Source organism: Roseibaca calidilacus (assembly GCF_001517585.1).
GTDB lineage: Bacteria > Pseudomonadota > Alphaproteobacteria > Rhodobacterales > Rhodobacteraceae > Roseinatronobacter > Roseinatronobacter calidilacus.
Window position 1 is genome coordinate 1,855,146 of sequence record NZ_FBYC01000004.1, and the last position, 26,932, is coordinate 1,882,077.

The following is a 26,932-nucleotide window of genomic DNA, read 5'->3' on the forward strand; positions in this document are numbered from 1 at the left end:
GGCGCTGCCCCTCTGGTCCCTGCGGGACCATTCACCCCGGGATATTTGGGCAAGGATGAAGGTCATGCGGCAGGTAGGGATTGGCGAACCTCGTCAAGGAGTTTCTTGGCTTCGGAGCCTTGCAGGCGGGCGATGTCGTCTTGGTATTTCAGGATCGCGCCGAGCGTGTCGGCGATAACTTCGGGCGAGAGTTCCAGCACGTCGAGCGCCAGCAGGCATTTCGCCCAGTCGATGGTTTCGGCCACACCCGGTTTCTTGAACAGGTCTTCGGTACGCAGGCGCTGCACGAACGCCACCACTTCGCGCGAGAGCTTGTCCGAGGCTTCGGGCGCGCGGGTGTCTAGGATGTCGCGCTCGCGCGCGAAGCTGGGGTAATCGACCCAGTGATAAAGGCAACGGCGTTTCAGCGCGTCATGCACTTCGCGCGTCCGGTTCGACGTGAGGATGACGATCGGCGGTGTTTCGGCCCGAATTGTGCCCAGTTCCGGGATTGTAACCTGAAAATCAGACAATGCTTCGAGCAAAAACGCCTCGAACGGTTCATCCGTGCGGTCGATTTCGTCGATGAGCAGGACCGGCGCACCGCCAGGTTGCGGGCGCATGGCTTCGAGAAGGGGGCGTTCAATCAGGTAGTCCGGCCCAAAAAGGCGGTTGTGCAGATCGGTCTTTTCGCCCGCGGCTTCGGCGCTGCGAATGGCCAGCATCTGGGCGGCAAAATTCCATTCATAAACGGCAGAGGCGGCATCAAGCCCTTCGTAACACTGCAGACGGATCAGGCGGCGGCCAAGGGCGGCGGCCAGCGCCTTGGCGATTTCGGTCTTTCCGGTGCCCGGCTCTCCTTCAAGAAAAATGGGGCGGCCCAGTTTGAGCGCAAGGAAAAGCACCGTCGCCAGCGCGCGGTCGGCGAGGTAGGCTTGCCCCGCAAGCAGGTTTTGCGTGGCGTCGATACTGTCGGGCAGGTCAGTCATGCGGGGGCCTTTATGCCTGATAAGCCCTCACGCTGGCGCGCAGCGTGGTCCCGGTCAAGCCCGGATCGCGCGTCTTGCGACCATTGGACAGGGCGCATTTGACGCGGCTGTGACCCTTGACCGCAGAGGACGATGCTATCACCTCTTTGCGAACCCGTTCTCATAAGCTAAGACCTGAGCCATGATAGTAGAACTCGGACATTTCGCCCTGATCCTTGCCTTTGCCGTCGCATTGGCGCAATCCGTCATCCCGCTGGTCGGCGCCCATAAAGGGTGGCGCGACTGGATGGGGGTCGCTTCACCCATGGCAAGTGTGCAGTTCACCTTGACTGCCCTTTCCTATGCCGCACTGACATATGCCTTTGTCGTGTCCGACTTTTCGGTTAAGCTGGTGGTGGACAATTCGCACACGCTGAAGCCGCTGATGTACAAATTGTCGGGCGTTTGGGGCAACCATGAAGGGTCCATGCTGCTTTGGGTGCTGATCCTGACCTTGTTCGGGGCCAGCGCCGCATGGTTTGGCGGCAACTTGCCGCGCAGCTTGCAAGCGCGGGTGCTTGCCGTGCAATCTTCGGTCACGGCGGCGTTCATGGCTTTCACCATTTTCACGTCCAACCCGTTCACACGGCTGGCGCAACCGCCGTTTGACGGCGCCGACCTGAACCCATTGTTGCAAGACCCCGGCTTGGCGTTCCATCCGCCGTTCCTGTATTTGGGTTATGTTGGCCTGTCGATGGCGTTCAGCTTTGCCGTGGCCGCGCTGATTGAAGGGCGTGTCGATGCGGCTTGGGGCCGCTGGGTGCGCCCTTGGACCTTGGCGGCTTGGGTGTTCCTGACCATCGGCATCGCGCTTGGGTCGTGGTGGGCCTATTACGAACTGGGCTGGGGCGGCTACTGGTTCTGGGACCCGGTAGAGAATGCCAGCCTTATGCCTTGGCTGTTCGCCGCAGCATTGCTACATTCCGCCATCGTGGTCGAAAAGCGCGAGGCGCTGAAAAGCTGGACCATCCTGCTGGCGATCCTTGGGTTCGGGTTTTCGCTGATGGGGACGTTTGTGGTCCGCTCGGGTCTGCTGACCTCTGTCCACGCCTTCGCGACCGATCCGGACCGGGGTATCTTCATTTTGCTGATTATGGCGGTATTTCTTGGCGGGGCGCTGGTGTTGTTCGCATTCCGCGCCGAACAGCTTGAAGCCAAAGGCGTGTTTTCAACGGCCAGCCGCGAATCCGCGCTTGTGATGAATAACGTTCTTTTGGCTGTGTCGTCCTTTGTCATCTTCATCGGGACCATGTGGCCGTTGGTGTCGGAAATGGTGTTTGACCGGGTTCTGTCGGTCGGTCCGCCGTTTTTTGACGCGGCCTTCACGCCCTTTGCAATCGCCTTGGCCATGATCCTGCCGATTGGCGCCATGCTGCCATGGAAACGGGGCGATATCGCCCGAACGATGAAGCCGCTTTGGGGCTTCATGGTGTTCTCATTGGCCATGGGCGCTTTGGTCTGGGCCATGCAGACGGGCGGGTCCGCCATTGTGCCAGTGGGCGTGGCGCTTGGCCTATGGGTCGGTTTCGGGGCCGCTGTCGATTTGTGGAAGCGCACCGGGCGCGGCAGCATTGGCAACCGCGTTGCGCGCCTTGCCCGCTTACCGCGTGCCGATTGGGGCAAGGCGAGCGCCCATACCGGGCTGGGCATGACAATCTTTGCGGTGGCGGCGCTGGAAGGCTGGCAAAGCGAAGATATCCGCGTGTTGCAGATTGGCGAAAGCTTCGACAAGGGTGGCTACACCTTGACGCTTGCAAGTGTGGAACGTGTGCAAGGGCCGAACTACACGTCGACCATGGGGATCATCGAGGCAGAGCGTAATGGCGAACCGGTCTCTGTGCTGCGCCCCGAAAAGCGCTTCTATCCAATCGCGGGCATGCCCACGACGGAAGCTGCGATCAACTACAAGATCCATCGCGATCTGTATGTAACGCTGGGCGATCCGCAGGATAATGGTGGCTGGGCCGTGCGCACCTATATCAAGCCCTTTGCCAATTGGCTGTGGATGGGCTGCACGCTTATGGCTCTGGGCGGATTGCTGTCGCTGAGCGACCGGCGCTACCGCGTGGCCGCAGGCGCAAAGAAACGCACCGGCCCCAATGCGGTGCCCGCGGAATGAGAGCGTTTCACGGACTTGCCCTTGCTTTGACGCTGGCCCTTTCTGGGCCAGCACTTGCCGTGCAACCGGATGAGATTCTGGACGATCCGGTTCTGGAAGAGCGCGCGCGTGATCTGTCGACCGGGTTGCGTTGCCTTGTCTGCCGCAACGAATCGATCGACGAATCCAACGCGGATTTGGCGCGCGATATGCGCATCCTTGTGCGCGAGCGGTTGGTCGCGGGCGATAGTGACTCAGAGGTCGTGGATTTCCTTGTCGCGCGCTATGGCGAATATGTCTTGTTGCGCCCCACCACCGAGGGCAGCAATGCCCTGCTATGGCTTGCCGCACCGGCCCTTTTCCTTGTCGGCTTCGGCGGGGCTGTGTTCTATCTGCGCAGCCGCGCGCGGCAGAAACCGCAGGCCGATGACCTAAGCGACAGCGAAAAACAGCGTTTGGCAGAGTTGCTGAAAGACTAACGCAAGGTCCGGGCTTTCCCCCGCCTTGGCTTTGCGCCAGTATCCTGCCAAGCAAGGCGCGAGGGCATAATGGACTACCAGACGATCACAACCCGCGAAGATGGCGGCATCGGTATTGTCACGCTGGCACGGCCCGACATGATGAACGCACTGAACCGCCAGATGCGGGCCGAACTGACCCATGCGCTGACAGATATTGCCAGCCGCGCCCGCGTTTTGGTGCTGACCGGCTCGGGGCGCGCGTTTTGCTCGGGGCAGGATCTGGGCGATGGCGGCAGCGCCGCCAATATCGACCTAGAACGCACACTGCGCGAAGAATATGAACCCATGTTGCGTGCGATCTACGATGCGCCCGTGCCGGTCATCTGCGCGGTGAATGGCGCGGCGGCGGGGGCCGGGGCCAACCTTGCGCTGGCAGCAGACGTGGTTATCGCCCATGAAGACGCGGTTTTCATTCAGGCTTTCTCCAAGATCGGGCTGATCCCGGATGCGGGCGGCACTTGGTTTCTGCCGCGCCAAGTGGGGTTTGCCCGCGCCATGGGGGCAATGCTGTTCGCAGATCGCATAAGCGCACAGCAAGCCGTGGACTGGGGCATGATCTGGGAAGCCGCGCCAGCCGACAGTTTCGACACGCTGTGGATGGCGCGCGCGCGCATGTTGGCCGATGGCCCAACGGTGGCATATCGCAACATTCGTCGCGCGCTGCGGGACAGCCTGTCGAACCCGCTGAACACCCAGTTGAAACTGGAAGCCCATTTGCAAGCCGAAGCCGGCAAGACGCGCGATTTCAAAGAGGGCGTTCTGGCATTTCTGGAAAAGCGCCCTGCCAGCTTCGAAGGGCGCTAGGAAAGACCGGCGCGGCTGGCAATAGTCGGGCCGCCGCCGGGAAATGGCCTTAGTGTGCTGGTGTGACCTTGCGTGGCCGGCCATGCTATGCAACCCGATTCAGCAAGTGTCGCATTTGTCGCAATCGGCAGGGATTCGGCAGCCTGTTAAGCAAGCGTAGTTGCCCGGCCCCGCAAGGTTTGGGCAGACATGCCGCCAGACTGCGACTCTGCGCCGCAGTGCATTTCACCAACACATCATCATATTCAAATTTATAAATACGATAGGAGGACGTCATGTCGACGCGCAAACCATCCGACACTTATTCGCCGCTCTACTTCCTCGCCTCTGTCGGAGCGGGGGGGCTGACGGTGACATTCTTCATGTGGCTCATGTTCTGGATCCCGCATCCCGGCAAGACCGTGCCGGTTTTCGAAGATATCATGGCCGCCTTCGCCGCGGGCAACCCCGCCACACAAGCCATGCTGGTCATCGCCATGGCCGGGATCGCGTTCTTCGCGTTCCAGAACATCAAGCTGCTGATCTGGAACCTTCAGCGCTACACTGCGTGGCGCAAAACCGAAGCCTTCGAAAAATTCGCCAAGACCAACGCCCAGAGCCAGATGCTGGCCCTGCCCTTGGCGCTGGCCATGGCCGTGAATGGCGGCTTCATCATCGGGCTGGTTTTCGTACCGGGCCTGTGGTCGGTCGTGGAATACCTGTTCCCGTTGGCCATGGTCGCGTTTCTGGCCATCGGCGTCCTGGCGCTGAAACAATATGGTGCGTTTCTGGGCCGTGTGCTGACCGAAGGTGGCTTTAACTGCGCTGCCAACAACAACTTTGGCCAGATCCTGCCCGCTTTCGCCTTTGCCATGGTCGGCGTCGGCATGTCGGCACCCGCCGCGCTGAGCACATCTGCCACCGTTGCCGGTGCTTCCATCGCCATCTCGACCTTCTTCCTGATGACCAGCGCACTGATTGCCGCAATTGCCATGATCCTTGGCCTGCGTTCGATGATGGAAAATGGCGCCAATGCCGATACTGCGCCGACGCTGCTGATCATCGTGCCGCTGCTGACGGTTCTGGGCATCTTGATGCTGCGTCAGGCGCATGGGATGGGCGTGCATTTCGGCATTGACGAAGGCGCGGGCGCCACGCTGGCGCTGACCTCGAAACTGCTGGCCACGCAGGTCGCGATCCTGCTGTTCGGCGGACTGGTTCTGGTCAAGCAAGGCTATGCGGGCCGGTTCCTGTTCGGGTCGGAAAACTCTGCGGGGTCTTATGCACTGGTCTGCCCCGGTGTTGCCCTGTCGGTGATGCTGCATTTCTTCCTGAACAACGGGCTGGTCAAAGCAGGTATCGTTGACAAGTTCGGGATTGCCTTTTGGGTCATCACCGCACTGGCGATTGCCGCTCAGGTCGCGATGGTCTGGCTGGTGCTGGTTCTGAACCGTCGCCATTTCGGCGCCCCGAAGCACGCAGCGACCGTTCCTGCGGAATAAATCCGAAACCAAGACAATTGCGCGCGCGGCCCCACCGGGCCGCGCGTTTTGCTTGGTAACACGATATCTTGCGGCGCGGCACAAACAGCACCACCCATCTGGTGGGCAAAACCCCGCAACCCCCAGAAAGAATGCTTGCAACTGGGCAGCACAGTTGGCAGCATTACATCAGGCCAAACGCCATGAATGGGAGACCCGCTTGGGTATCAGCGCCATGACCCCCGATGCCGGGGCAGACGATGCGACCGTGCATCTGGAATTTGCCGATAACCGCCTGCTGGTGGAGTTATGCGGCGAGTATGACAAGAACCTCACACAAGTTGAAAGCCAGTTGGGCGTGCAGATCGTGCGCCGCGGCAACCAGCTTGCCGTCATGGGAGAGGCGCGCAGCGAAGCCTCAGATGTGCTGCGCGCGATGTATCAGATGGTGCAGGAACGCACCACGCTGGAACATGGCGATATCGCCGCCCTGATCCGGCTGGGCAATGCCGATGTGGCAGCCCCTGAGCAAATGGAAATGTTCCGCTCCGGGCGGCTGGAACTGCGCACGCGCAAGAAAACCATCATCCCGCGCACCGAAGCGCAGCAGGCCTATACCCGCGCGCTTCTGGATGCCGAGCTGAATTTCGGCATCGGCCCCGCAGGCACCGGCAAGACCTATATCGCGGTCGCCGCCGCCGTGCAGATGTTCGCGGATGGCCATGTCGACAAGATCATCCTGTCGCGCCCGGCCGTGGAAGCGGGCGAGCGCTTGGGCTTTTTGCCCGGCGACATGAAGGAAAAAGTCGACCCCTACATGCAGCCGCTCTATGACGCTTTGAACGATTTCCTGCCCGGCAAGCAGTTACAAAAGCTGATAGAAGAACGCCGGATCGAGATAGCGCCGCTGGCCTTCATGCGGGGGCGCACGCTGTCAAATGCGTTTGTTCTGCTGGATGAAGCGCAAAACGCCACCGAAATGCAGATGAAGATGTTCCTGACCCGTCTTGGCGAAGGCTCTCGCATGGTTATCACCGGGGACCGCAGCCAAGTGGATTTGCCGCGCGGCGTGCAATCTGGCCTGCGGGCGGCAGAGCGTATTCTAGAGGGCGTGGAGGGGATTCGCTTCAGCTACTTCACGTCTTCGGATGTCGTGCGCCACCCGCTGGTTGCCCGCATTATCCGCGCCTATGAAAAGGACGAGGAATCGCGTGACTGACCTGGTCGAGATCGTTCACGAGGCCGGGGAGTGGGACTTATCCGCGCTGCACAAGCTGGCAGAGGATGCCGCGCGCTGCACGCTGGAACATGTTGGCCTGTCGCACGAGGGCTACGAAATAGCGCTACTTGCCTGCGATGATGCGCGGATCGCCGCGTTGAACGCGCAGTTTCGCAGCAAATCGCACCCCACCAATGTGTTAAGCTGGCCCGCGTGGGATTTATCCGCCGAAACCGCGGGCAACGCCCCCGAATTGCCGCCCGAAGGCGACATGGAAGACCCCGAATCGCTGGGCAATATTGCCTTGGCCTTTGAAACCTGTGCGCGCGAGGCAGCCGAGCAAGGCAAACCGTTTTCGGCCCATCTGACGCATCTGGTCGTTCATTCCGTGTTACATCTTCTGGGATATGACCATATCCGTGACAAAGATGCCGCGTTGATGGAAGAAACCGAAATCACCATACTTGCCAGCATGGGGGTCACGAACCCATATGAACTTGGGGCCGAGATGCCTCTTTAACACTGGAAAGGACCAATGGGCGACACGACAGACGGATCTAGCGCAGCGCACAGCGCGCAAGACATCCAAGACGCCGAACCACGCGGGCTGTTCAGCCGCCTGTTCGACGCATTTTCCCCGGACGAAACCGATAGCCAAGGCGAAAGACTGGGCCGCACGCTTCCGGGCTTGGCCAATCTGCAACGCCTTCGGGTCGAAGACGTCGCGATCCCCAAGGCAGAGATCGTGGCGCTGAGCGCCGAAAGCGGCCTTGTAGAGATCGTGCAGGAATTCCGCTCTTCGGGCTATTCCCGAATTCCGGTCTATGAAGACACGCTCGACAAGCCATTGGGCCTGCTGCTGCTGAAAGATCTGGCGCTGCGGTATGGCTTTAACGGGCACCACGATCTGGACCTTGCCGCGTTGCTGCGCCCGATCCTCTATGTTCCGCCGTCCATGCCGCTTTCGGTTCTGCTGCGCAAAATGCAGGCGGATCGCACGCATATGGCACTGGTGATCGACGAATATGGCGGGGTGGACGGGCTGGTCACGATCGAAGACCTGCTGGAGCAGGTCGTCGGCGAAATAGAAGATGAGCACGACACCGAAGAAGAGGTGACCATCCAGCGCGTGGATGATAGCACCTACATGGTCGATGCCCGCACGCCGCTGGAAGAACTGGCCGAAGTGCTGGGCATGTCCCTTGATTACGAGGATATGGACGAAGAGGTCGACACCTTGGGCGGCCTTGTCTTTGTCTTGTCGGGCCATGTGCCGGTGCGCGGCGAAGTGGTGGAACACCCGTCCGGCTTGGAATTCGAAGTGATCGAAGCAGACCCGCGCCGCATCCGACGCCTGCGCGTGCACTTGCCCCAAGGCCTGAAAAGCGCCGCGCAATGACACGACGGCCCCGGTGGCTCGCCGCGCCAGCGCTTGGCGCGGTCATGGCACTTGGGCAGGCCCCTTTGGGCTGGTGGTGGCTGACGATCATCGCAGGCGGGTTGCTGTTTGTGCTGCTGCCCCGCCCCACGCGCGCTGCAACCTTGTGGTTGTGGCAAGCAGGGCTTGGCTATTTCGGGCTGGCGCTGATCTGGATCGTGCAGCCCTTCTTCGTCAACCCGGTCGTGCATGGCTGGATGGCCCCCTTCGCGCTGGTGTTGATGGCCGGCGGCATGGCGCTGTTCTGGGCCGGCGCTGGGCTTGCGGCACGGTTCGGCCCAGCGCTGGTTGCGGTGGTGTTTCTGGCGCTGGAACTGGCGCGCGGATGGGTCTTTACCGGGTTTCCGTGGGCCATGCTGGGGCATGTGCTGATCGACACGCCCATGTTGCAACTTGCCAGCCTTGGCGGCGCGGGGCTGCTGTCAGCGCTGGTTCTGGCGGGCATGACCCTGCCTGCCTTGGCGCAATCCACACAGGGCCAGATCGCCGGCAGCGGCATGGCATTGGCATTGCTTGCGGGCGCATGGGTCTGGGGCACAGCGCGGGTGCCAGCCGACATGGCCAGCGACGGCCCGCTAGTGCGCCTTGTGCAGCCCAACGCCCCGCAAGCCGAGAAATGGGACCAAGCCCGCGCGCTGTTCTTTTTTGAGCGGATGCTTGACCATACCGCCGCCCCTGCCAACAGGCCGCCCGCGCTGGTGGTCTGGCCCGAAACCTCGGTTCCCTTTTTGCTGGATTTTCCAGGCGCGGCCTACGGCATGATGGCCGACTCTGCGCGCAAGCACGGCCCCGACACGCAACTTGGTTTCGGCGTGCAAAGGCTGGAGGACGGACGCTACTACAACAGCCTTGCGCTGCTGGATGCGCGCGGCACGGTCGGGCAGGTCTATGACAAGCACCACCTTGTGCCCTTCGGCGAATATATCCCCTTGGCCGAGTGGATCGCGGGCAGCCCGATCGGGGGGCTTGCCGCGCAAGCCTTGCAAGGCTATAGCGCCGGGCCGGGACCGCGCGCGCTGGACCTTGGGCCTTTGGGCCGCGCCCTGCCGCTTATTTGCTACGAGGCAATCTTCCCACGCCACAGCCGCCTTGCCCCGCGCCCCGATTGGCTGTTGCAAGTGACAAATGACGCGTGGTTCGGAACGTTTTCCGGCCCCTATCAGCATTTGGCGCAGGCGCGGTTGCGCGCGGTGGAACAAGGACTGCCGCTGTTGCGCAGCGCAAATACAGGTGTCAGCGCGGGGTTCGATGGCTATGGGCGCGCCCTTGGAGAGCTTGCGCTTGGCACCCACGGGTTCGTGGATATCCCCCTACCGCAAGCGCTGCCGCCCACCCCCTATGCGCGCTGGGGTGATTGGCCGATCTGGGGCGCTTTGGCGCTACTGGGGCTGGTGGGGGCCACGGCGCGGCGGCGGGTTACAGGATTTCCATAACCAGTTCTGGAACCTGCGCTGTGTCCGCCATTTCGCAGGCCGCAAGAAACGCCGCGCAGGCTTGCCATGCTGCCGCCTCTGACGCGGCGTGAACCAGCGCCAGCGGGTCGCCCTTGGCGACGGTCGCCCCGATGGGCGCAATCGCCGCGAAGCCCACGCGCAGGTCAATCCGGTCGCAGGCCGCACGCCGCCCACCGCCCAAGCCGATCACGGCCTGTCCGATGGCGCGGGTATCGTAACCCGCTACGACCCCGGCTTGGGGCGCGGGGATGGCGCTGATTACCGGCGCGGGCGGCAAATAGGCGTCGGGGCGTTCCAAAAAATCACTTGGCCCGCCCAAAGCCGTGACCATGCGTGCGAAATGCTCGGCTGCCGCCCCCGAGGCCAAAGCAGCCTCCAGCCGCGCGCGGCCATTGTCGATCCCGGCCAGCGACAGGGCTTCGGCCCCAAGGGTCAGGACCATCTGTGCCAAGCGTGGCGCGGCTTGCGGGCTGCCGCGCAGCGAATCTAGTGCGACGCGCAATTCCACCGCGTTCCCGGCGGCGGGGGCAAGCGGTTGGCTCATGTCGCTCAGCACCGCGCGAGTGGGGCAACCCGCGCGCGCGGCGACCGTGACCAGCGCTTGCGCCAAGGCGCGCGCATCCTCTGCCAAGCGCATGAACGCGCCAGAGCCGGTCTTCACATCCAGCACCAGCCCTTCCACCCCGGCGGCCAGTTTCTTCGACAGGATCGACGCCACGATCAGCGGTTGCGAGGCGACCGTCGCCGTCACATCACGGATGGCGTAAAACCGGCGGTCCGCCGGGGCCAGATCGGCGCTGGCCCCCACAATGGCGCAACCCGCCGCAGCCACGACCGCACGCAGGCGGTCCGGATCTGGGGCGACAGTATAGCCCGGTATCGCCTCTAGCTTGTCGAGTGTGCCGCCGGTATGGCCCAAGCCCCGGCCAGAGATCATCGGCACCACCGCACCGCAAGCCGCCAGCGCCGGCGCCAGCACCAAGGACACGGTGTCGCCCACCCCGCCGGTTGAATGCTTGTCAAGGACAGGGCCGTGGTCCCAATGCAGCTTTTGCCCCGAATCGCGCATGGCCAGCGTCAGCGCCGCGGTTTCCGCCGCATCCATCCCGCGCAGGACAATCGCCATGGCCAGTGCGCCCGCCTGCGCGTCTGACAGGGTGCCATCGCTCAGGCCGCGCGCCAGCGCCGCGATCTGCGCAGGCGACAAGGCCGTGCCATCGCGTTTCAGGCCGATCAGGTCTTGGTAAAGCATGGGCATTCCGCTGCTGTTTGGCCGAACAGTGTCGCGGCAGACAGCGCCGTTGGCAAGCCCTGTGCGCGCGGTCGCTAGACCAGCTCGTCCGACGGGATGATCGGGAAGAACGCGCCCGCAGACCACAGCCCGAACCACGACGCACCGTCATGGTCGGCATGTGCCCCAAGCTCTACCAGCCGATAAAAGCTTTTGCGGTCGATCAGCGCCTCTAGCCCCGCGCGAATATGGATATAGGGGGCAGGTTCACCCGTCTGTGGATCACGTTCAACCCGCAAAGGGTTCTCTGGCCCGGCGGTGGCTTCGTCGCCCATATTGGTCACGAATGTCAGTTGTTGGGCATCCCCCGCGCCATTGGCGCGGAAATCCACCGCCACGAAGGGCGCATCCTCGACAGTAATGCCCACTTTCTCGACCGGGGTGACAAGAAAATATGCATCGCCCTCGCGTTTCAGGATGGTGGAAAACAACCGTGCCAGCGCATGCCGACCGATGGGCGTGCCCTCGTAAAACCATGTCCCGTCGCGTGCGATCCGCATGTCAATGTCGCCGCAAAAGGGCGGGTTCCACAGGTGGACGGGGGGTAAACCCTTGCCCTTGCTGGCCGCTGCTGCCGCATCTGCCAGCGCATTCATCGACCCTGTCACGGTATTTTGTTGCATAGGGGTTTTTGCCATTGGCTGCCTTTGCGATATGTGTGTGGGTAACGTAACATGATCTTGGATATTTTCACCCCGGTCGGGGGCGAATACCACAGGCAAAAGGACGCGCCCCATGACAGATGTCACCGACCTTCCTCAGCAGATCGAAGCCCTTGGGGAAAAACTGGCAGCGGCGCGCGCCAGTATCAACCGCCGTTTTATAGGGCAGGAAACCGTGGTGGACCTGACGCTGACGGCCATGCTGTGTGGTGGCCACGGTTTGCTGATCGGCCTGCCGGGCTTGGGCAAGACCCGGCTGGTCGATACGCTTTCGACCGTGATGGGGCTGCAAGGAAACCGCGTCCAGTTCACCCCCGACCTGATGCCTGCCGACATTCTGGGCTCGGAAGTGCTGGACGTGGATGACAGCGGCAAACGCGCCTTTCGCTTTATTGAAGGGCCGATTTTCTGCCAGCTTCTGATGGCTGATGAGATCAACCGTGCCAGCCCGCGCACGCAGGCCGCCTTGTTGCAGGCCATGCAGGAACGCGAGGTGACGGTGGCCGGGCAGCATCACAAACTGGCCGCGCCCTTCCATGTGCTGGCCACGCAGAACCCGTTAGAGCAAGAAGGCACCTACCCCCTGCCCGAAGCGCAGTTGGACCGGTTCCTTGTGCAGATTGACGTAAACTATCCCGACCGCGAGACAGAGCGCGATATCCTGATCGCCACCACCGGCGCGGCCGAGGATACCGCGCATGAGGTGTTCACCGCCGCCGAGTTGATCGCCGCGCAAGAGCTGTTGCGCCGGATGCCCGTGGGTGAGCGCGTGGTCGATGCGATTCTGGACCTTGTGCGCGCCTGCCGCCCGGGTGAGCCAGAGGCGCATGACGCCGTGCAAGGCATGGTCGCCTGGGGGCCGGGGCCGCGGGCCGCGCAGGCGCTGATGCTGACAGTGCGCGCGCGCGCGTTGCTGCAAGGGCGGCTTGCACCCTCGCTGGATGATGTGGCGGCCATGGCGCGCCCGGTCCTGTCGCACCGCATGGCGCTTGGTTTTGCCGCGCGCGCGCAGGGCGCTGATCTGGGCGATATCATCGACCGCGTGGCGTCGCAGGCGACAGATATAGTGGCGGCCGCGTGACGATTGATCTGCGCCAAAAGGCCGAAGCGCTTGCCGCCCCCCTGCCCGCGCTTTTGGCGCAGGCAGAGCATCTGGCCGCGTCCGTGCTGCCGGGCGCGCATGGGCGCAGGCGCGTTGGCCAAGGCGATGAGTTCTGGCAATATCGCCCCGCAACCACATCCGATGGCGCAGGGCGGATTGACTGGCGGCGCTCTGGCCGGGCGGATGCCCATTTCGTGCGCGAAACCGAATGGCAGGCGGCGCAGACCGTCACGCTTTGGGTGGACCGCGCCCAAGCCATGGCCTTTACGGGGTCCAAGGACCGCGTGCCAAAGGCTGACCGCGCGCGGTTGCTGGGGCTGGCTTTGGCCGTGCTGCTGCTGAAGGGCGGTGAACGCGTGGGTCTGTTGCCCGACATGCCGCCACGCATGGGCCGCGCACAATTGGAACCGCTGACATTGGCACTGGCCGCAGACGACGCGACAGATTTCGGCACCCCCCCAACTGGCGCGATCCCCGCGCGGTCGCAGGCCGTGTTCCTGTCGGATTTCCTTGGCCCGACCGAAGAGCTTGAACGCACCGTTGCGCACGCGGTGGCACAACGCGTTCGGGGGGTGCTGGTGCAAATCCTCGACCCGGTGGAAGAAGAATTTCCCTATCAAGGCCGTTCGATTTTCGAATCCATGAGCGGCGCGCTGCGGCATGAAACCCTGCGCGCCAATGACCTGCAAGCGCGCTACCGCGACCGGCTGGCGGCGCGCAAAGATGCCCTTGCGGCACTGGCGCGCAAAAGCGGCTGGCAGATCCTGACCCATCACACCAACCAACCGCCCAGCCATGCGCTGATGGCGTTGTGGCAAACCTTGGACGGGGGGCGCTGATGGCGACGATCGGCTTTGCAACCCCGTGGCTGCTGGCGGCTTTGGTCGCGCTGCCTGTGTTGTGGTGGCTGCTGCGCGCTGTGCCGCCCGCGCCGGTGGTGCGCCGCTTTCCGGGTGTTGCCCTGCTATTGGGCCTGACCGACACGCGCACGGAAACCGACAAAACCCCGTGGTGGTTGTTGCTGCTGCGCGCCTTTGCCGTGGCCGCGCTGATCTTGGGCTTCGCTGGTCCCATGCTGAACCCGCAGGCCGCGCGCATGGGCGATGCGCCGCTTCTGGTCGTGATGGATGCAAGCTGGGCCAGCGCCCGTGATTGGTCGCGCCGCGCAGAGCGGGTGGACGAAGTGCTGGAGGAAGCCGCGCGTGCCGACCGCCCCGTCGCCCTTGTCGCGCTGACTGACCTGCCCGAAGGCCCCTTGCCCCTGCGCGAAGCCGGGTTTTGGGCGGAACGGGTTGGAGGCATTTCTCCGGCCCCGTTCGCCGCCGATGCCGAGACCGTGGCGGAATGGGCTGAATCCTTGCCGGACCAATTGGACAGCTATTGGCTGTCAGACGGGCTGGACGCGCCCTATCGGGCCGCGCTGACCGATGCGTTGCAGGCCCGCGGCGATTTGACCGTGTTCGAAACCTCGCGCCCGGTTTTGGCGCTGGCGCCACCGGTCTTGCGCGACGGAGTGTTGGCGTTGCAAGCGCTGCGCTTGCCCGGCCAGCCCGAAACCGATGTCGACATTGTCGCCACGGGGCGCGACCCGGCCGGGGTGGAACGCGCCTTGGCACGGGCCACCGCAACATTCGAAAGCGGCGCTCAAAGTGCCGAGGCCGAACTGGTCCTGCAACCCGAATTGCGCAACCGCATCAGCCGGTTCCAGATTGAAGGTCAGCGCAGCGCCGGCGCGGTCGCCCTGACGGATGACGCGCTGCAACGGCGCAAAGTAGCACTGCTGACCGGGCGCGAGGGCGATGAAGGCGCGGATCTGCTGTCGCCCTTTTTCTACCTGCGCCAAGCCCTTGGTCCGGTTTCGGACTTGGTCGAAAGCCCGTCGATTGACGATCTGCTGTTGACCGCGCCGGATGTCCTGATCCTTGTCGATATCGCCAGTTTGGGAGAGGTCGAGACCGCACAAATCGTTGATTTCGTGCGCGATGGGGGGCTTTTGTTGCGGTTTGCAGGACCGCGCCTTGCCGCATCCGAAATCGCGCGCGAGGCGGAAGACCCGCTTTTGCCCGTGCGTCTGCGCATCGGCGGGCGCACAGTTGGCGGCGCGATGAGCTGGGGCGCGCCGCGCCGCCTGCGCGAATTTGCGCCCGGCTCGCCCTTCGTCGGGCTGCCCATCCCCGAGGATGTGACGATTGCCGCGCAGGTTCTGGCACAGCCCGATCCGGGGCTGGCGGACCGCACGATTGCCACGCTGGCCGATGGCACGCCGCTTGTAACGCGCAAGTTTGACGAAGATGGGCAGATCGTGCTGATCCACACCACCGCGAATGCCGAATGGTCCACGCTGCCGCTGTCGGGGCTGTTCGTGCAAATGCTGGAACGCTTGGCGGTTTCTACCCGTGGCGCACCGATGGACCCAGAGACGGTCGAAAGCCAGACATGGCAGCCAGAGCGCGCGCTCGACGGGTTTGGCGAAATGCACGACACCAGCGGCGACCCTGTGGTCGCGGGCGAGGTTCTGGCCAGCCGCGCCTTCGGGCCAGACCTGTTGCCCGGCGTCTATAGTGGCCCTGTGGGCACGCTGGCCCTGAACCTGATCGCAGTCGATACAGACCTGTCGCCCAGCACATGGCCTGACTCTGTCACGGTCGAGCGCGACACCGTCGCCGTCACCCGCGACCTGCGCGCACCGGTGCTGCTGGCGGGTCTGGCGCTGCTGTTGATAGATATTCTGGCCGCGCTCTGGGTGTCGGGGCGGCTGCGGGGCAGTGGTGCTGTCGCGGCCTTGTTTGTGGCGCTGATGCTGCCCGTCGAGAGCCGTGCGCAAGACAGCGACGACCGCCTTGCGCTGCAAGCCACCGGCGCGCTGGTTCTGGGCCATGTGCTGAGCGGCGAGCGCCGCGTGGATGACATGGCAGAGGCCGGTTTGCGCGGATTAAGCCGTATCCTGTTCGCGCGCACCTCGATCGAACCGGACCCGCCGATCGGGATTGATCTGGAACGCGATGAACTGACCTTTTTCCCGTTCCTCTATTGGCCGATCACCGAAGACTCGCCCATCCCATCCGATGCCGCCTATGCCAAGCTGAACCGCTACCTGCGTGGCGGCGGGATGATCCTGTTCGACACGCGCGATGCAGAACTGGCCGGGTTAACCCGCACCACGCCCGAAGCGCGGCGGTTGCAGGCCATTGCCCGCCCGTTGGACATTCCCCCGCTTGAACCGGTGCCGGAGGACCATGTGCTGACCCGCACCTTTTACCTGCTGAACGAATTTCCGGGCCGCTACCGGGGGCGCGATGTCTGGGTTGAAGCCGCGCCCGCAGATGCCGAAGCCGCCGAGGGGATGCCATTTCGCAACCTCAATGACGGGGTGACGCCGGTCATTGTCGGCGGCCATGACTGGGCCAGCGCCTGGGCTGTGGACGAAGATGGGCAACCCATGGTGCGCATCGGCATGGGCATGTCCGGAGAGGAGCAACGCGAGATGGCCTATCGGTTCGGGGTAAACCTGATTACCCATGTGCTGACCGGCAATTACAAATCCGATCAGGTGCATGTGCCCGCCCTTTTGGAAAGGCTGGGACAATGAACGGAACAGAGATTACCTTTGCACCGCTTGTGTCATGGCCGGTCTTGGGCGCGGTGGCGGCTGTCGCGGGCCTGATGGTTGCCTTGGCACTGTGGCGCGGCTTGCGCGGGTGGTGGCTGCGCGGCTTGGCCGCGCTTGCACTGCTGGCGGCACTGGCCAATCCGGCGCTGCAAACCGAATTGCGCGACACTCTGAGCGATATCGCCTTGGTGGTCGTGGACGAAACCGCATCCAACCGCCTGAGCGGCCGCGCAGAGCAGACCGACGCTGCGCGCGCGCATCTGGAACGCGAATTGGCCGCGCTGCCCGGCATGGAAACCCGCGTCGTGACCGTGGACGACGCCGCCCGCGACCAAGGCAGCTTGATCGCGGGCGCGCTGGCCGAAGCCTTGGCCGAAATTCCACGAGACCGGCTGGCGGGCAGCTTTTTGCTGTCGGACGGCTTGGCCCATGATGCCGACACAACCCTTGATCTGCCCAGCCCGCTTCACTTGTTGCAAACCGGGCAGCCCGACGATTGGGACCGCCGCCTGATCGTGACCAATGCCCCTGCCTTCGCCATTGTCGGTGAAGCCGTGACCCTGACCCTGCGGGTCGAAGACCAAGGCGCCGTGCCCTCGGGCGCGGGCGGCACGGCCCGGTTGTTCTACTCGGTCGATGGCGGGCCGCAACAAAGCGCGATGGTGCCCATCGGGCAGGATATGGAAATCGACATCACTCTGGACCGCGGCGGCATGAACGTGCTGCAATTCGAGCTAGAGGACGCGCCGAATGAGCTGACTGACCGCAACAACGCCGCCATTGTGCAGATGAATGGCGTGCGGGACCGCCTGCGCGTGCTGCTGGTCTCGGGAGAGCCGAATGCCGGGCAGCGCACATGGCGCAACCTGCTAAAGTCCGACCCGGCCGTGGATTTGGTTCATTTCACAATCCTGCGCCCGCCAGACCGCCATGATGGGGTGCCGGTCAACGAACTGTCGCTGATCGCCTTCCCCACGCGCGAGTTATTCATCGAAAAGATCGACGAATTCGATCTGATCATATTTGATCGCTACAAGCGGCGGGGCATTCTGCCCAGTGCGTATTTCGCCAATATTGCCCGCTATGTGCAAGATGGCGGCGCGCTTTTGGTTGTGGGCGGGCCGGAATTCGCGGGGGCCGACAGCATCTGGCGGTCGCCTTTGGGCGAAGTTTTTCCGGCCAGCCCCACCGCGCGGGTGCTGGATGAAGGGTTCCGACCTGCCGTGACCGAGCTGGGCCAGCGCCACCCTGTCACCGCCGGGTTGGAGGCCTTGGCCCACAGCGCCGAGGGCTGGGGCCGCTGGTTCCGCCAGATAGAGGTCGTGCCGGACCGCGGTCAGATCCTGATGGACGGGATCGATGGACGCCCCTTGCTGATGCTGGACCGCGTGGAAGAGGGGCGCATGGCGCTGATCGCGTCGGACCAGACATGGCTGTGGGACCGGGGGTTCGAAGGCGGCGGGCCGCAGCTGGAATTGCTGCGCAGGCTGGCTCATTGGATGATGGGCGAGCCGGAATTGCAGGAAGAAACCCTGACCGCCACGGCAGAGGGCCAGCGCCTGACCATCACCCGGCGCAGCCTGCAAGATACTGTGGGCGAGGTGATCGTCACCGCCCCCGATGGCACGGAAACGGCGCTGGATGTGACGGAAAACGCACCGGGCGAATACACCGCCGAATGGGACGCGCCAGAGATTGGCCTCTATCGCTTGCGCGAGGGGGACATGTCCAGCGTGGTCGCCGTTGGCCCGCAAGCGCCGCGCGAATATGAAAGCACCATTGCTACGGGCAGCCGGTTGAACGGGCCGATAGAAGCTACCCGCGGCGGCAGCATTGCCATATCCGAAGGGCTGCCGGACTTGCGGCAAGTGCGCGAAGGCCGCGCGGCGGCGGGGCGCGGCTGGCTGGGCGTGACCCCGCGCAATGCCTATGTGACCACCGAATTGACCACCGCCGCGCTGTTGCCCGGCTGGGCTTGGCTGATCTTGGCGGCGGGTCTGGCGCTTGGGGCATGGCTGCGCGAAGGGCGCTGAACCCGCGGCCCAAGGAATGCAAAAAGGCGGCGCTGACACCAGCGCCGCCTTTTGCATTTCAGGATAGCACGCACTTAGCCAAAGATATCGGCCACGATCCCGTTATACCAGCCAATGCTCTCTTCGTAGGTTTGGCGGCGCAGATCTGCGTCTTCCCCGGTCTGGCTGATAAAGCTGGACACAGATTCGATCTGGCTTTCGCCCGGCTCGTAGCTCGCCCCCACTTTCACACCGTCATCGGTGGCGATCAGCGACCAGCAGGTGTTAGAGTAACGCGCCGGGAAGATGCGGCTGCCGGTCAATTCGCCGCGCACCACATTGGCCACGACCTTGGCCTGACTGTTGGCCGAAAAGCCAGATTTCGGCATTGCGCCCTGCTCTGCGGCATCGCCCAACACAAATACGTTTTCGTCCATGGTTGACCGCATGTCAGACGGCATGACCGGTGCCCATCCTGCATCATTGGTCAGGCCAGCCAGTTCCGCGATCTTGCCCGCTTTTTGTGCCGGGATCACGTTGCAGACATCGACCTTCTCGGTTTGACCGTCGATGACCACTTCCATCGCATCGGGGCGCACTTCGACATTCGCACCGCCGAAATCGGGGCCGATGCGCGTGACCATACCGCCATAATGCTTGGCCCAGCCTTCCTCAAACAGGGCCTGCTTGGAATAGTTTTCCTTTGGGTCCACAACAAGGATTTTCGCGGTCGGGTTGGATTGCGACAGCATATGCGCAACCATCGACACGCGCTCTCCCGGACCGGGGGGGCAGCGGTAAGGGTTTGGCGGGGCGACCATGCAGAAGGTGCCGCCTTCGCGCATGTTCTCTATCTGGTTTTTCAGAAGCTGCACCTGCGTGCCCGACTTGTAGGCATGGGGCATCAGGCTTTGCTTGGTCACATCCCAGCCCGCCACGGCATTATCGACAAAGTCGATCCCCGGTGCGACGACCAATTTATCATAGGGAACAGACGCGCCAGAGGCGAGCGTCACGTTGCGCGCATCGCGGTCGACACCAATCGCCCAATCATGCACCACGTTCACGCCAGCCGCGGCAATCCCTTCATAGCCATGCCCCAACGCGTCATATTCCCAGAACCCGCCCAGATACAGGTTCGAAAAATAGCAGGTGTAATAGCGCTTTGTCGGTTCGATCAGCGTAACATCGACGGCGCCATCGCTATCCTTGGCGATATAGCGCGCAACCGTGCCGCCGCCGGACCCACCACCGATAACCACGACACGCGGACGTGCCTGCCCCATAACAGCCGGAGCCGCCATGATGGCGCTGGCAGCAGAAACGCTGGCCAGAAATGTTCTGCGTTGAAGCTTCATTGGTTCTCACTCCCGTAGCTCGCCTTGGTTGAAGGCGAATTTGCGCCCGAGTCCCCCCGCCGTCCAGCCTCCTCTGCGCCAAGGGCGCACTATCGGACGGGTCATGTTCCCACGCGGGGCGTAGAGCGTGGGACCAATTCAGCGGCCATTCGCGTCGGATGAAACGACCGCAAGGCTCGCATGGGTGGGTGCAAGCCTTTGTTCTTATTCTTCAAGCGCCGCGAAATAAGCTGCGAGTGCGGCGATTTCTTCGTCGCCCAAGCGCGACGCAATAGACTGCATCACCTCATGCGGGCGCAGTTTTTCCTTATAGGCGTGCATGGCCACCACGAAATCCTCTTGGGGCCAGCCGACAATGCCCGGAATACCTTCGTTCGCGCCGCTGCGCTGGTGGCATGTGGTGCATTCTTGGCTGAGATATTCGCCATATTCCACATCCCCCGCGATGGCCAAGGTCTCTGGCGACAGGTCCACCTCTGGGCGGAGCGCGGTGGGGGCGGCTTCGGGAATGTTCTGCGGCTGGTCAGAGAAGGCGCGCAGATAGGCAATCAGGTTTGCGCGCCGCTCTTCGTCTTTCAACCCGCGATAGGACATGCGTGTTCCAGACACCAAGGCGCGCGGGTTTTCGATATACGCGTGAAGGCGGGCCAAGTCCCATCTCAACCCGTCGCGGCCTTGCCGCTCTAGCGCGCCGGAATATCGAAAGTCATCATGGCTGCCCGCGCCGCGGTCAAAGATCTGGTTCAGATGCGGGCCGATGCGGTGCACGGCCCCCTCGCCGATCTGGTGGCAACTGGCGCATTCCCGGCGATAGACTTCGGCACCGGCTTCCGGGTCACCAATGGGGACAGCCTGCGCGAGGCTTGCGACCGGGGCCGAAACGGCCCCGATGCAGATTGCAAGAGAAAGGAGTGGTCCCTTCATATCATTCCGATCAGTTCGGATAAGTGCCAAGGTAGGCTATCAAGGCCGCGCGTTCATCGGCATCCTGAACCCCCCGGAACGCCATCCGGTTACGTTCAATATAGTCTCGCGGATTTTCAAGGAACGCGTCAAGGGCTTCGGCAGTCCAGACCATGCCTTCATCGGCTTTTTCTGCAAAGGCTGGCGAATAGCGGAACCCGTCCACCTGCCCGACCACGCTACCGACAACGCCGTTCAGTGCCGGGCCGACACCGCTGCGGGCACCGTCACCAACTTGGTGGCAAGAGCGGCACTGGCGAAATGCGCTTTCGCCCGCTTCGATCAAGGCCGGATCAACGCTTGCGACCTCGACCTCTTCAGCGGCGGGTTCGGCGGCAGCTTCTTCCACCGGGGCCGCGTCGGTCGCGCTGCCCTGCATCGATGCTTCCTCAAGCGTCTCGCCCGGTTCCAGCACCGTGCCATCCAGCAGCAAGCGCGGGAATGGCGGGGTCACGGCGATGTCGCTGGCACGCTTCGAGATTTCCACAGAATCCGTGCAGTCGCTCATGCAGGGTTCGGTTACGAACAAGGGGAATTCAGTATCCACCCGGTCGTCAACGATGAACCCATCCACATTCGGCATGTTAACTTCGGTGAAGTTGTCGCGGCTGAGAACGAAGTCATCATCCACGATCCCGTTCGAATACAGGATATAGGCCGTGATTGCGTAGGTTTCATCATAGGTCAGGATCTGTGCTGCGCCGAAGGGCATGGAGCGGTGCACATAGTCGAACACGGTCGACAGATAGGGCCAATAGGACCCCACGGTCTTGACCGGGCGTGCATCGGTCAAGGTTCCATCCCCGCCTGCGATCACAGGCCATGCGCCCGCGCCTTCGGCGAAATCGCCATGGCAGGACGCGCAGTTGTTGATCCAGGCTTCCTCGCCGTCATAGACGTCGCCGCTGCCTTCCGGCAGGCCGGTGCCATCGGGCAGCACCGCCACGTCCCAAGCTTCGATTTCTTCGGGCAGGGCCGCGCGGCCAAGACCAAATTCCTGCGCCAGAACCGGGGCAGCAGCCAAGGTTGCCAGCGCCGTGGTAGCGATCAGATTACGACACTTCGACATTTTCAGCTTCCCCATTCTCGTTGACATACCAGGTCTGGATGCCGTTGTTGTGGTAGATTGAGTTCAGCCCGCGCACGGCGCGCAGCTGGTCCTTGGTGGGCTGGACATAGCCGGTTTCATCCACCGCGCGCGATTGCAGCAGCATCGGCTTGCCGTCCCAAACATGGTCGACATAGAAGCGCGTCAGCGCCATCGGCAGCGGGTCGCCCGCAAGCCGGGCCTCGACCCAGTTCACGCCGCCATCCGTAGACACATCAACGCGGGTGATCTTGCCGCGGCCGGACCATGCCAGACCGGTGATGACCATCGGGCCAGCACCATGGCTGGCAGGTGCCTGCGGCGACGGCGCGGTGATGACGGATTTCGCATCCATCTCGTAGGTCCATTTGCGGGCAACGCCATTGGCCAGCAGGTCGGTATATTTGCTGGTTTCCTCGCGGCTTTCGACGGCAGCGTGATAGACCGCAATGCGGCGCAGCCACTTCACCCACATGTTGCCTTCCCAACCCGGCACAACCAGGCGGACAGGGTAGCCATGTTCCATGCGCAGCGCTTCGCCATTGGCGTAGAAGGCGACCAAGCAGTCATCCATGGCCTTTTCCAGCGGGATCGAACGGCCGTTCGAGCTGGCATCATGGCCTTCGACATAGACCCACTTGCCTTCGGGCTGGACACCGGCCTCTTCCAGCAGCACACGCAGCGGAACACCGATATATTCCATGTTGTGGATCATGCCGTGGGTGAACTGCGCGCCGTTCAGCTGCGCGCCGCCCCATTCCATGCCGCTATTCGCCGCGCATTCGCAGAAATACACATGGCTTTCGCGCGGCAGGCGCATCAGATCGGCAAAGGTAAAGACCAGCGGGCGATCAACAAGGCCGTTGATCATCAAGCGGTATTCCTGCTTGCTCATCTCGATCGCACCAGAGTGGTGGCGTTCAAAAGCGCAGCCCTGCGGGGTGATCGTGCCTTCCAAGGCGTGGATCGGCGTAAAGTTGATAGAGCTGATCGGGTCAGCGGTCAGCCATTCCACGTTGCGGCGCACGACATGCTCTTCAAAATGAATCGGCATCCCGTAAGGCGTGGCATCCACACCCTCGCCGGTGAAGGACGCGTAGGGCTGAACTTCGGTAATCAGCGCGTCGGGCGCATTGGCGCGCGCGCCCGTGGCTGCAAGGGCAGCGCCCCCTGCGGCAAGCCCTGCGGTGCGCAGGAAGTCGCGGCGGCTGGCACCACCGGCCTTGCGGGGCGCGTCATTGGACTGGTCGGTCATGACGGTGTTCCTTTTGCTAGGCTGGATGGGCGCTTGGCCCATCCGGGTTAATGGATTAGAGGCCGCTCACTTGCACCGAATTGTTCGGCTCTAGCGATACGCGCTCGATCTTGCGGATATGGCTTTCGACCACGTCCCAGATTTGCGGCCCTTCGGTTCCTTGGTTTACGCTGGCCCAACCGCCCACCGTGTAGGTGCGCGCCGGGTCGATCGGGTCGCCCGTGGACAACAGGGTCATCCCGGAAATCCGCTCGCCAATCGGCTTGGAGATGTCGATCTTGTAGCCAAGGCCGCCCATGCGCACCATGTCACCCCCCTGCTGGAAATAGGGGTCGGGGTTGAACAGGTTGTCGGCCACGTCTTCCAGAACGACCTTCAGGAATTCGCCGGTCATTTCTGTCCGGTAGCACTGGCCATAGGTCATAGAGGTCACCGAATGGATGTCCTCGCGGGTGATCGGGTCGCCCGGCATCAGGCTGGCACCCCAGCGCACACCCGGCGACATGGCGATTTCGGTGTCGCGCTCGGACATCACCGCTTCGCAGATCAGGTCGTCCCAGGTGCCGTTGAAATTGCCGCGACGATAGAGCAGGCTGTCGGTATAGCCGATGACCTCTTCCAATTGCTCTTTGAAGGGCGCGCGCTCGGCATCGATCAGGCCGGCCATTTCCGCATCGGGCGTAATGACATCCGAGAAGATCGGGATCAGCTTGCTGCGGAAGCCCATCATCCGGCCATCGCGCACGTCCAGATCCAGACGGGTCACGAATTTGCCGTGGCTGCCGCTGGCGATCAGCAGGGTTTCGCCCACGATCACCGGTTCTGGCAGCGCGTCATGCGTGTGGCCGGTCAGGATAACGTCAATGCCCTTGACGCGGCTGGCCATCTGGCGGTCCACGTCAAAGCCGTTATGCGACAGCACGACGACCAGATCGGCCCCCTGCCCGCGCACTTCGTCAACCATTTCCTGCATACGGCCTTCGCGAATGCCGAAGCTGTATTCGGGGAACATCCAGCCGGGATTGGCGATGGGCATATAGGGGAAGGCTTGACCGATAACCGCAACCTTCGCACCACCCCGTTCAAACCACGTGTAGTCGGGGAATTCTGCGGGTTCGTCCCATTCGGAATCGTAGATGTTCTGGCCAAGGAACGGGAAGGGCAGATTGTCGACAATCTCCATCACCCGGTCGGTGCCGAAGGTCCATTCCCAATGGCTGGTCATGGCATCCACGCCCAGCTTGTTCATAACATTGACCACGTCCTGACCCTTGGTCAGATAGCTGGTCATCGACCCATGCCATGTGTCGCCGCCATCCAACAGGATCGCATCGGGGCGGTCCGCCTTGATCGCCTTGACCACGGTCGCCACGCGGTCCATGCCGCCCATGCGGCCATAGGTTTTGCCCAGCGCGACAAAATCGTCATAGGTCAACGCATAAGCCTCGGGCGAGCCGGGCTTGAGGTTGAACATCTCGATGAAGTCCTTGCCGACAACATGCGGCGGCTTGCCCTTCACATCGCCCACGCCGACATTCCATTCGGGTTCGCGGAACCAGATCGGCTTCAGATGGGCGTGGATATCTGTGATATGGATAATCGACAGATTTCCGAACGTGTCGAATTTCAGCAAATCATCCTGCGTCAGCGTCTGTTGCGCGGCCAGTTTGCCCCAGTTGCCATAACCGGAAATGCCGTAAAGCGCCGAAGCCGCGACAGAGGCTTGCAGGAACTCGCGCCTAGAAATCATGAGAAGTGTCTCCTTGGGAGGGATGGCATACCGCCGGGAGGAAAGCGGACATGCCAATCTTCGTAAGTGTGAATATTGTTGGCCCGAAAAAACGTCAGACCAGAGGTTCGGGGCGCATTTGAAAACGCGCCCCGAAGATCAGGTTACTGACGGACAGAAACGCCTTCGACCGAAAGACCATTGCCGCGCGACGCGACATAGAGTTCCAGTTCGCGGAATTCCTGCGAACCGATGGCGAAGGATTCGGCCCGTGTATCGCGGATACAGCCGCGGAACCGGTTGTGCACAGACACCATGCCTGCGTTCTTCAGACGGTAGGTTGGAAAGCCATTGATCTGGCCCTGGCTTAGATGGTCCGCACGGATCATCATGCCCCAGCTGTCTTCGTGGCAGTTGGCGCAAGACAGTTCCAACTGGCCGAAGCGGGTGTAGTACATTTCCTTACCACGTTCCCAGAACGGTGCAGCATCGCCGTCAATCGCCACATCCACCGGCATCCCGCGCGATTGCAGCGAAATGAACGATGTCATGTTACGCATGTCTTGGCTGTTCCAGCCCCATGCGTCGGCTTCCATGCGCTCTGTCCGGCAGTTGTTAACATAGTCTTCCATGGACCACAGGTCGCCGTTTTCATTGACCTTGGGCATGACAGCGCGAACGCCTTTCATCGACTCGGACGCATCGCCATGGCAATCCGCACAGGATTGCTCGGCAGCACCTTCAGCGGTTTCCCACATATCGGCACCATCTTCGACCGCCAGCATTGCCGGGTTGTCGAAATCGTCCATCTGCAACGAACGCGTTTCATCCGTGCGGAACAGCCAGCCCGAGTAGATCTCGGGAAGTGCGCCGTCCAGATGCGCCGGGGCTTCGGCCCGCGTTGTCAGTTGCAGTTCGCCCTCGATAATAAGCTCTGCATCCGGGTGCGGATCTGCATGGGCCGCGCCGGAAAGCGCGACCATACAGACTGCCGCAGAGGCCATCAGCTTGCTTAGGGTAAAAGTCTTCATACGTCTCCTCCCAGACTGGCGCATGACCGTTTGAATTAACCGATTTTCAACTCTTCGGTTTGCGTGTAGACCGCGCCGCCATCTTCATACCAAGTGAAGACAACTTCGGTGGACTCGCCCACCATGATGTCGAACTCGACATAGGGGTTGGCGGAAACAGCGCCTTCCAGCGCCATGTCGATCACCATCTCACCGCCATATTCGCAGGTGAAGCGGTTGATGATATTGCGCGGAATGGTGTTGCCATCGGCGTCCTTGCGCAGGCCGGTTTCCATGACATGGCTGACCAGCGTCTTGACTTCGGCGGCTTGACCGGCCTTCGCGGAACGCGGCAGGCGGATGCGGGGTTTTACGTCGGACATGTGTCTCTCCTAGAAAATCGTGGGGTCGGGATCGGGGGCTGGGTTAGCCGCCGCAACCGCCGATGGTGACCTTCACTTCGACCGCGGCTTGCTGGAAGCTGCCATCAGGCATCTTGGCAACGGCGACCACGTTCTGCGTGCCGCCCAGACGGATGCGCGTAGAGGCGCGGTGCGAACCAGCCGCAGGGCCGAATTTGAACACGGCTACGCCGGGCGTCGGGTTGCCATCGGCATAGATCGCGATTTCAGCAGCGCCTGCCGCTTCGACCGAAATCGGAACGGTGTTGCCGTTTTCCGCGATCTCGGGCGCGGTAATCGTCACGCCGCCTTCGGTCACGGCAGCGCCGCCCGTGTAAGCTGCGATCGCGTCATCCGCCGCCGCAGTCGCGGCGATCGGCAGCAGGGTGATGGTCGCAACACCAAGACCCATGGCCATTGTTTCGCGTCGTGTAATCATGGACTTTTCCTT

General features: G+C 62.6%; 23 protein-coding genes. 12 read left to right on the forward strand and 11 right to left on the reverse strand.

The features are described from left to right. Positions 1-62: 62 nt before the first annotated feature. Complete coding sequence (locus AWT76_RS12660; protein ID WP_072246660.1) at positions 63-968, reverse strand: AAA family ATPase; 906 nt, start codon at positions 966-968, stop codon at positions 63-65. A 181-nt stretch (positions 969-1,149) separates the two neighbouring features. Between AWT76_RS12660 and AWT76_RS12665 the strand changes: the two genes are divergently transcribed. The 8 genes from AWT76_RS12665 (at position 1,150) to lnt (ending at position 9,980) form a co-directional block, all read left to right on the forward strand. Next, a complete protein-coding gene (locus AWT76_RS12665; protein ID WP_072246661.1) occupies positions 1,150-3,126 on the forward strand; it encodes a heme lyase CcmF/NrfE family subunit in 1,977 nt (658 codons plus the stop codon). Further along, positions 3,123-3,584, forward strand: a complete 462-nt coding sequence (locus tag AWT76_RS12670) for a cytochrome c-type biogenesis protein (protein ID WP_072246662.1) — start codon at positions 3,123-3,125, stop codon at positions 3,582-3,584. The genes AWT76_RS12665 and AWT76_RS12670 overlap by 4 nt, the downstream gene beginning before the upstream one ends. 69 nt (positions 3,585-3,653) lie before the next feature. Further along, on the forward strand, positions 3,654-4,430 hold the full coding sequence (locus AWT76_RS12675; RefSeq protein ID WP_072246663.1) for an enoyl-CoA hydratase-related protein: 777 nt from the start codon (positions 3,654-3,656) through the stop codon (positions 4,428-4,430). Between the two features lie 275 nt (positions 4,431-4,705). Beyond that, positions 4,706-5,911 carry a TsoY family (seleno)protein gene (locus AWT76_RS12680; protein ID WP_072246664.1) on the forward strand — a complete coding sequence of 402 codons (1,206 nt, stop codon included), beginning with the start codon at positions 4,706-4,708 and terminating at the stop codon, positions 5,909-5,911. 199 nt (positions 5,912-6,110) lie between these two features. Further along, positions 6,111-7,109, forward strand: a complete 999-nt coding sequence (locus tag AWT76_RS12685) for a PhoH family protein (protein WP_407071410.1) — start codon at positions 6,111-6,113, stop codon at positions 7,107-7,109. Next, on the forward strand, positions 7,102-7,629 hold the full coding sequence (ybeY, locus tag AWT76_RS12690) for an rRNA maturation RNase YbeY (RefSeq protein WP_407071411.1): 528 nt from the start codon (positions 7,102-7,104) through the stop codon (positions 7,627-7,629). Before AWT76_RS12685 ends, ybeY begins: the two co-directional genes overlap by 8 nt. Before the next feature lie 15 nt (positions 7,630-7,644). Next, entirely contained in the window at positions 7,645-8,508 is an 864-nt protein-coding gene (locus AWT76_RS12695; RefSeq protein WP_072246666.1) for a transporter associated domain-containing protein, read from the forward strand. Further along, positions 8,505-9,980: an apolipoprotein N-acyltransferase gene (gene lnt, locus AWT76_RS12700; RefSeq protein WP_072246667.1), complete on the forward strand. Its 1,476-nt coding sequence runs from the start codon at positions 8,505-8,507 to the stop codon at positions 9,978-9,980. Before AWT76_RS12695 ends, lnt begins: the two co-directional genes overlap by 4 nt. Here the strand turns inward: lnt and AWT76_RS12705 are convergent. Next, positions 9,964-11,259 carry a thymidine phosphorylase gene (locus AWT76_RS12705; RefSeq protein WP_342667172.1) on the reverse strand — a complete coding sequence of 432 codons (1,296 nt, stop codon included), beginning with the start codon at positions 11,257-11,259 and terminating at the stop codon, positions 9,964-9,966. The genes lnt and AWT76_RS12705 overlap by 17 nt on opposite strands. 68 nt (positions 11,260-11,327) lie before the next feature. Further along, entirely contained in the window at positions 11,328-11,915 is a 588-nt protein-coding gene (locus AWT76_RS12710) for a DUF1285 domain-containing protein (RefSeq protein ID WP_245638818.1), read from the reverse strand. 112 nt (positions 11,916-12,027) lie between these two features. On the opposite strand from AWT76_RS12710, the gene AWT76_RS12715 reads away from it, so the two are divergent. From AWT76_RS12715 to AWT76_RS12730, 4 genes are read left to right on the forward strand one after another with little or no spacing between them, the layout of a single operon-like run. After that, positions 12,028-13,035: an AAA family ATPase gene (locus tag AWT76_RS12715; protein ID WP_072246669.1), complete on the forward strand. Its 1,008-nt coding sequence runs from the start codon at positions 12,028-12,030 to the stop codon at positions 13,033-13,035. Beyond that, positions 13,032-13,895, forward strand: coding sequence for a DUF58 domain-containing protein (locus AWT76_RS12720; RefSeq protein WP_072246670.1), 864 nt, complete (start codon positions 13,032-13,034; stop codon positions 13,893-13,895). Before AWT76_RS12715 ends, AWT76_RS12720 begins: the two co-directional genes overlap by 4 nt. Next, on the forward strand, positions 13,895-16,645 hold the full coding sequence (locus AWT76_RS12725) for a DUF4159 domain-containing protein (RefSeq protein ID WP_072246671.1): 2,751 nt from the start codon (positions 13,895-13,897) through the stop codon (positions 16,643-16,645). The genes AWT76_RS12720 and AWT76_RS12725 overlap by 1 nt, the downstream gene beginning before the upstream one ends. Next, complete coding sequence (locus AWT76_RS12730; protein WP_072246672.1) at positions 16,642-18,699, forward strand: hypothetical protein; 2,058 nt, start codon at positions 16,642-16,644, stop codon at positions 18,697-18,699. The genes AWT76_RS12725 and AWT76_RS12730 overlap by 4 nt, the downstream gene beginning before the upstream one ends. Before the next feature lie 74 nt (positions 18,700-18,773). Here AWT76_RS12730 and AWT76_RS12735 read toward each other — a convergent pair whose 3' ends face one another. The 8 genes from AWT76_RS12735 to soxY all read right to left on the reverse strand — a co-directional run bounded on the left by AWT76_RS12735 (position 18,774) and on the right by soxY (position 26,920). Next, positions 18,774-20,036, reverse strand: a complete 1,263-nt coding sequence (locus AWT76_RS12735) for an NAD(P)/FAD-dependent oxidoreductase (protein WP_072246673.1) — start codon at positions 20,034-20,036, stop codon at positions 18,774-18,776. A 204-nt stretch (positions 20,037-20,240) separates the two neighbouring features. Continuing rightward, a complete protein-coding gene (locus tag AWT76_RS12740) occupies positions 20,241-20,960 on the reverse strand; it encodes a c-type cytochrome (protein ID WP_072246674.1) in 720 nt (239 codons plus the stop codon). Between the two features lie 10 nt (positions 20,961-20,970). Continuing rightward, complete coding sequence (locus AWT76_RS12745) at positions 20,971-22,068, reverse strand: c-type cytochrome (protein WP_072246675.1); 1,098 nt, start codon at positions 22,066-22,068, stop codon at positions 20,971-20,973. Beyond that, positions 22,052-23,341 (reverse strand): sulfite dehydrogenase, encoded by a 1,290-nt coding sequence (soxC, locus tag AWT76_RS12750; RefSeq protein ID WP_072246676.1) that lies wholly within the window; start codon positions 23,339-23,341, stop codon positions 22,052-22,054. The genes AWT76_RS12745 and soxC overlap by 17 nt, the downstream gene beginning before the upstream one ends. A gap of 55 nt (positions 23,342-23,396) precedes the next feature. Beyond that, a complete protein-coding gene (gene soxB, locus AWT76_RS12755) occupies positions 23,397-25,091 on the reverse strand; it encodes a thiosulfohydrolase SoxB (protein WP_072246677.1) in 1,695 nt (564 codons plus the stop codon). Positions 25,092-25,234: 143 nt separating this feature from the next. Next, entirely contained in the window at positions 25,235-26,101 is an 867-nt protein-coding gene (gene soxA / locus AWT76_RS12760; RefSeq protein ID WP_245638819.1) for a sulfur oxidation c-type cytochrome SoxA, read from the reverse strand. A gap of 35 nt (positions 26,102-26,136) precedes the next feature. After that, positions 26,137-26,463 carry a thiosulfate oxidation carrier complex protein SoxZ gene (gene soxZ, locus AWT76_RS12765; protein WP_072246679.1) on the reverse strand — a complete coding sequence of 109 codons (327 nt, stop codon included), beginning with the start codon at positions 26,461-26,463 and terminating at the stop codon, positions 26,137-26,139. A gap of 43 nt (positions 26,464-26,506) precedes the next feature. Beyond that, entirely contained in the window at positions 26,507-26,920 is a 414-nt protein-coding gene (gene soxY / locus AWT76_RS12770) for a thiosulfate oxidation carrier protein SoxY (RefSeq protein WP_072246680.1), read from the reverse strand. Between the last annotated feature and the right edge of the window lie 12 nt (positions 26,921-26,932).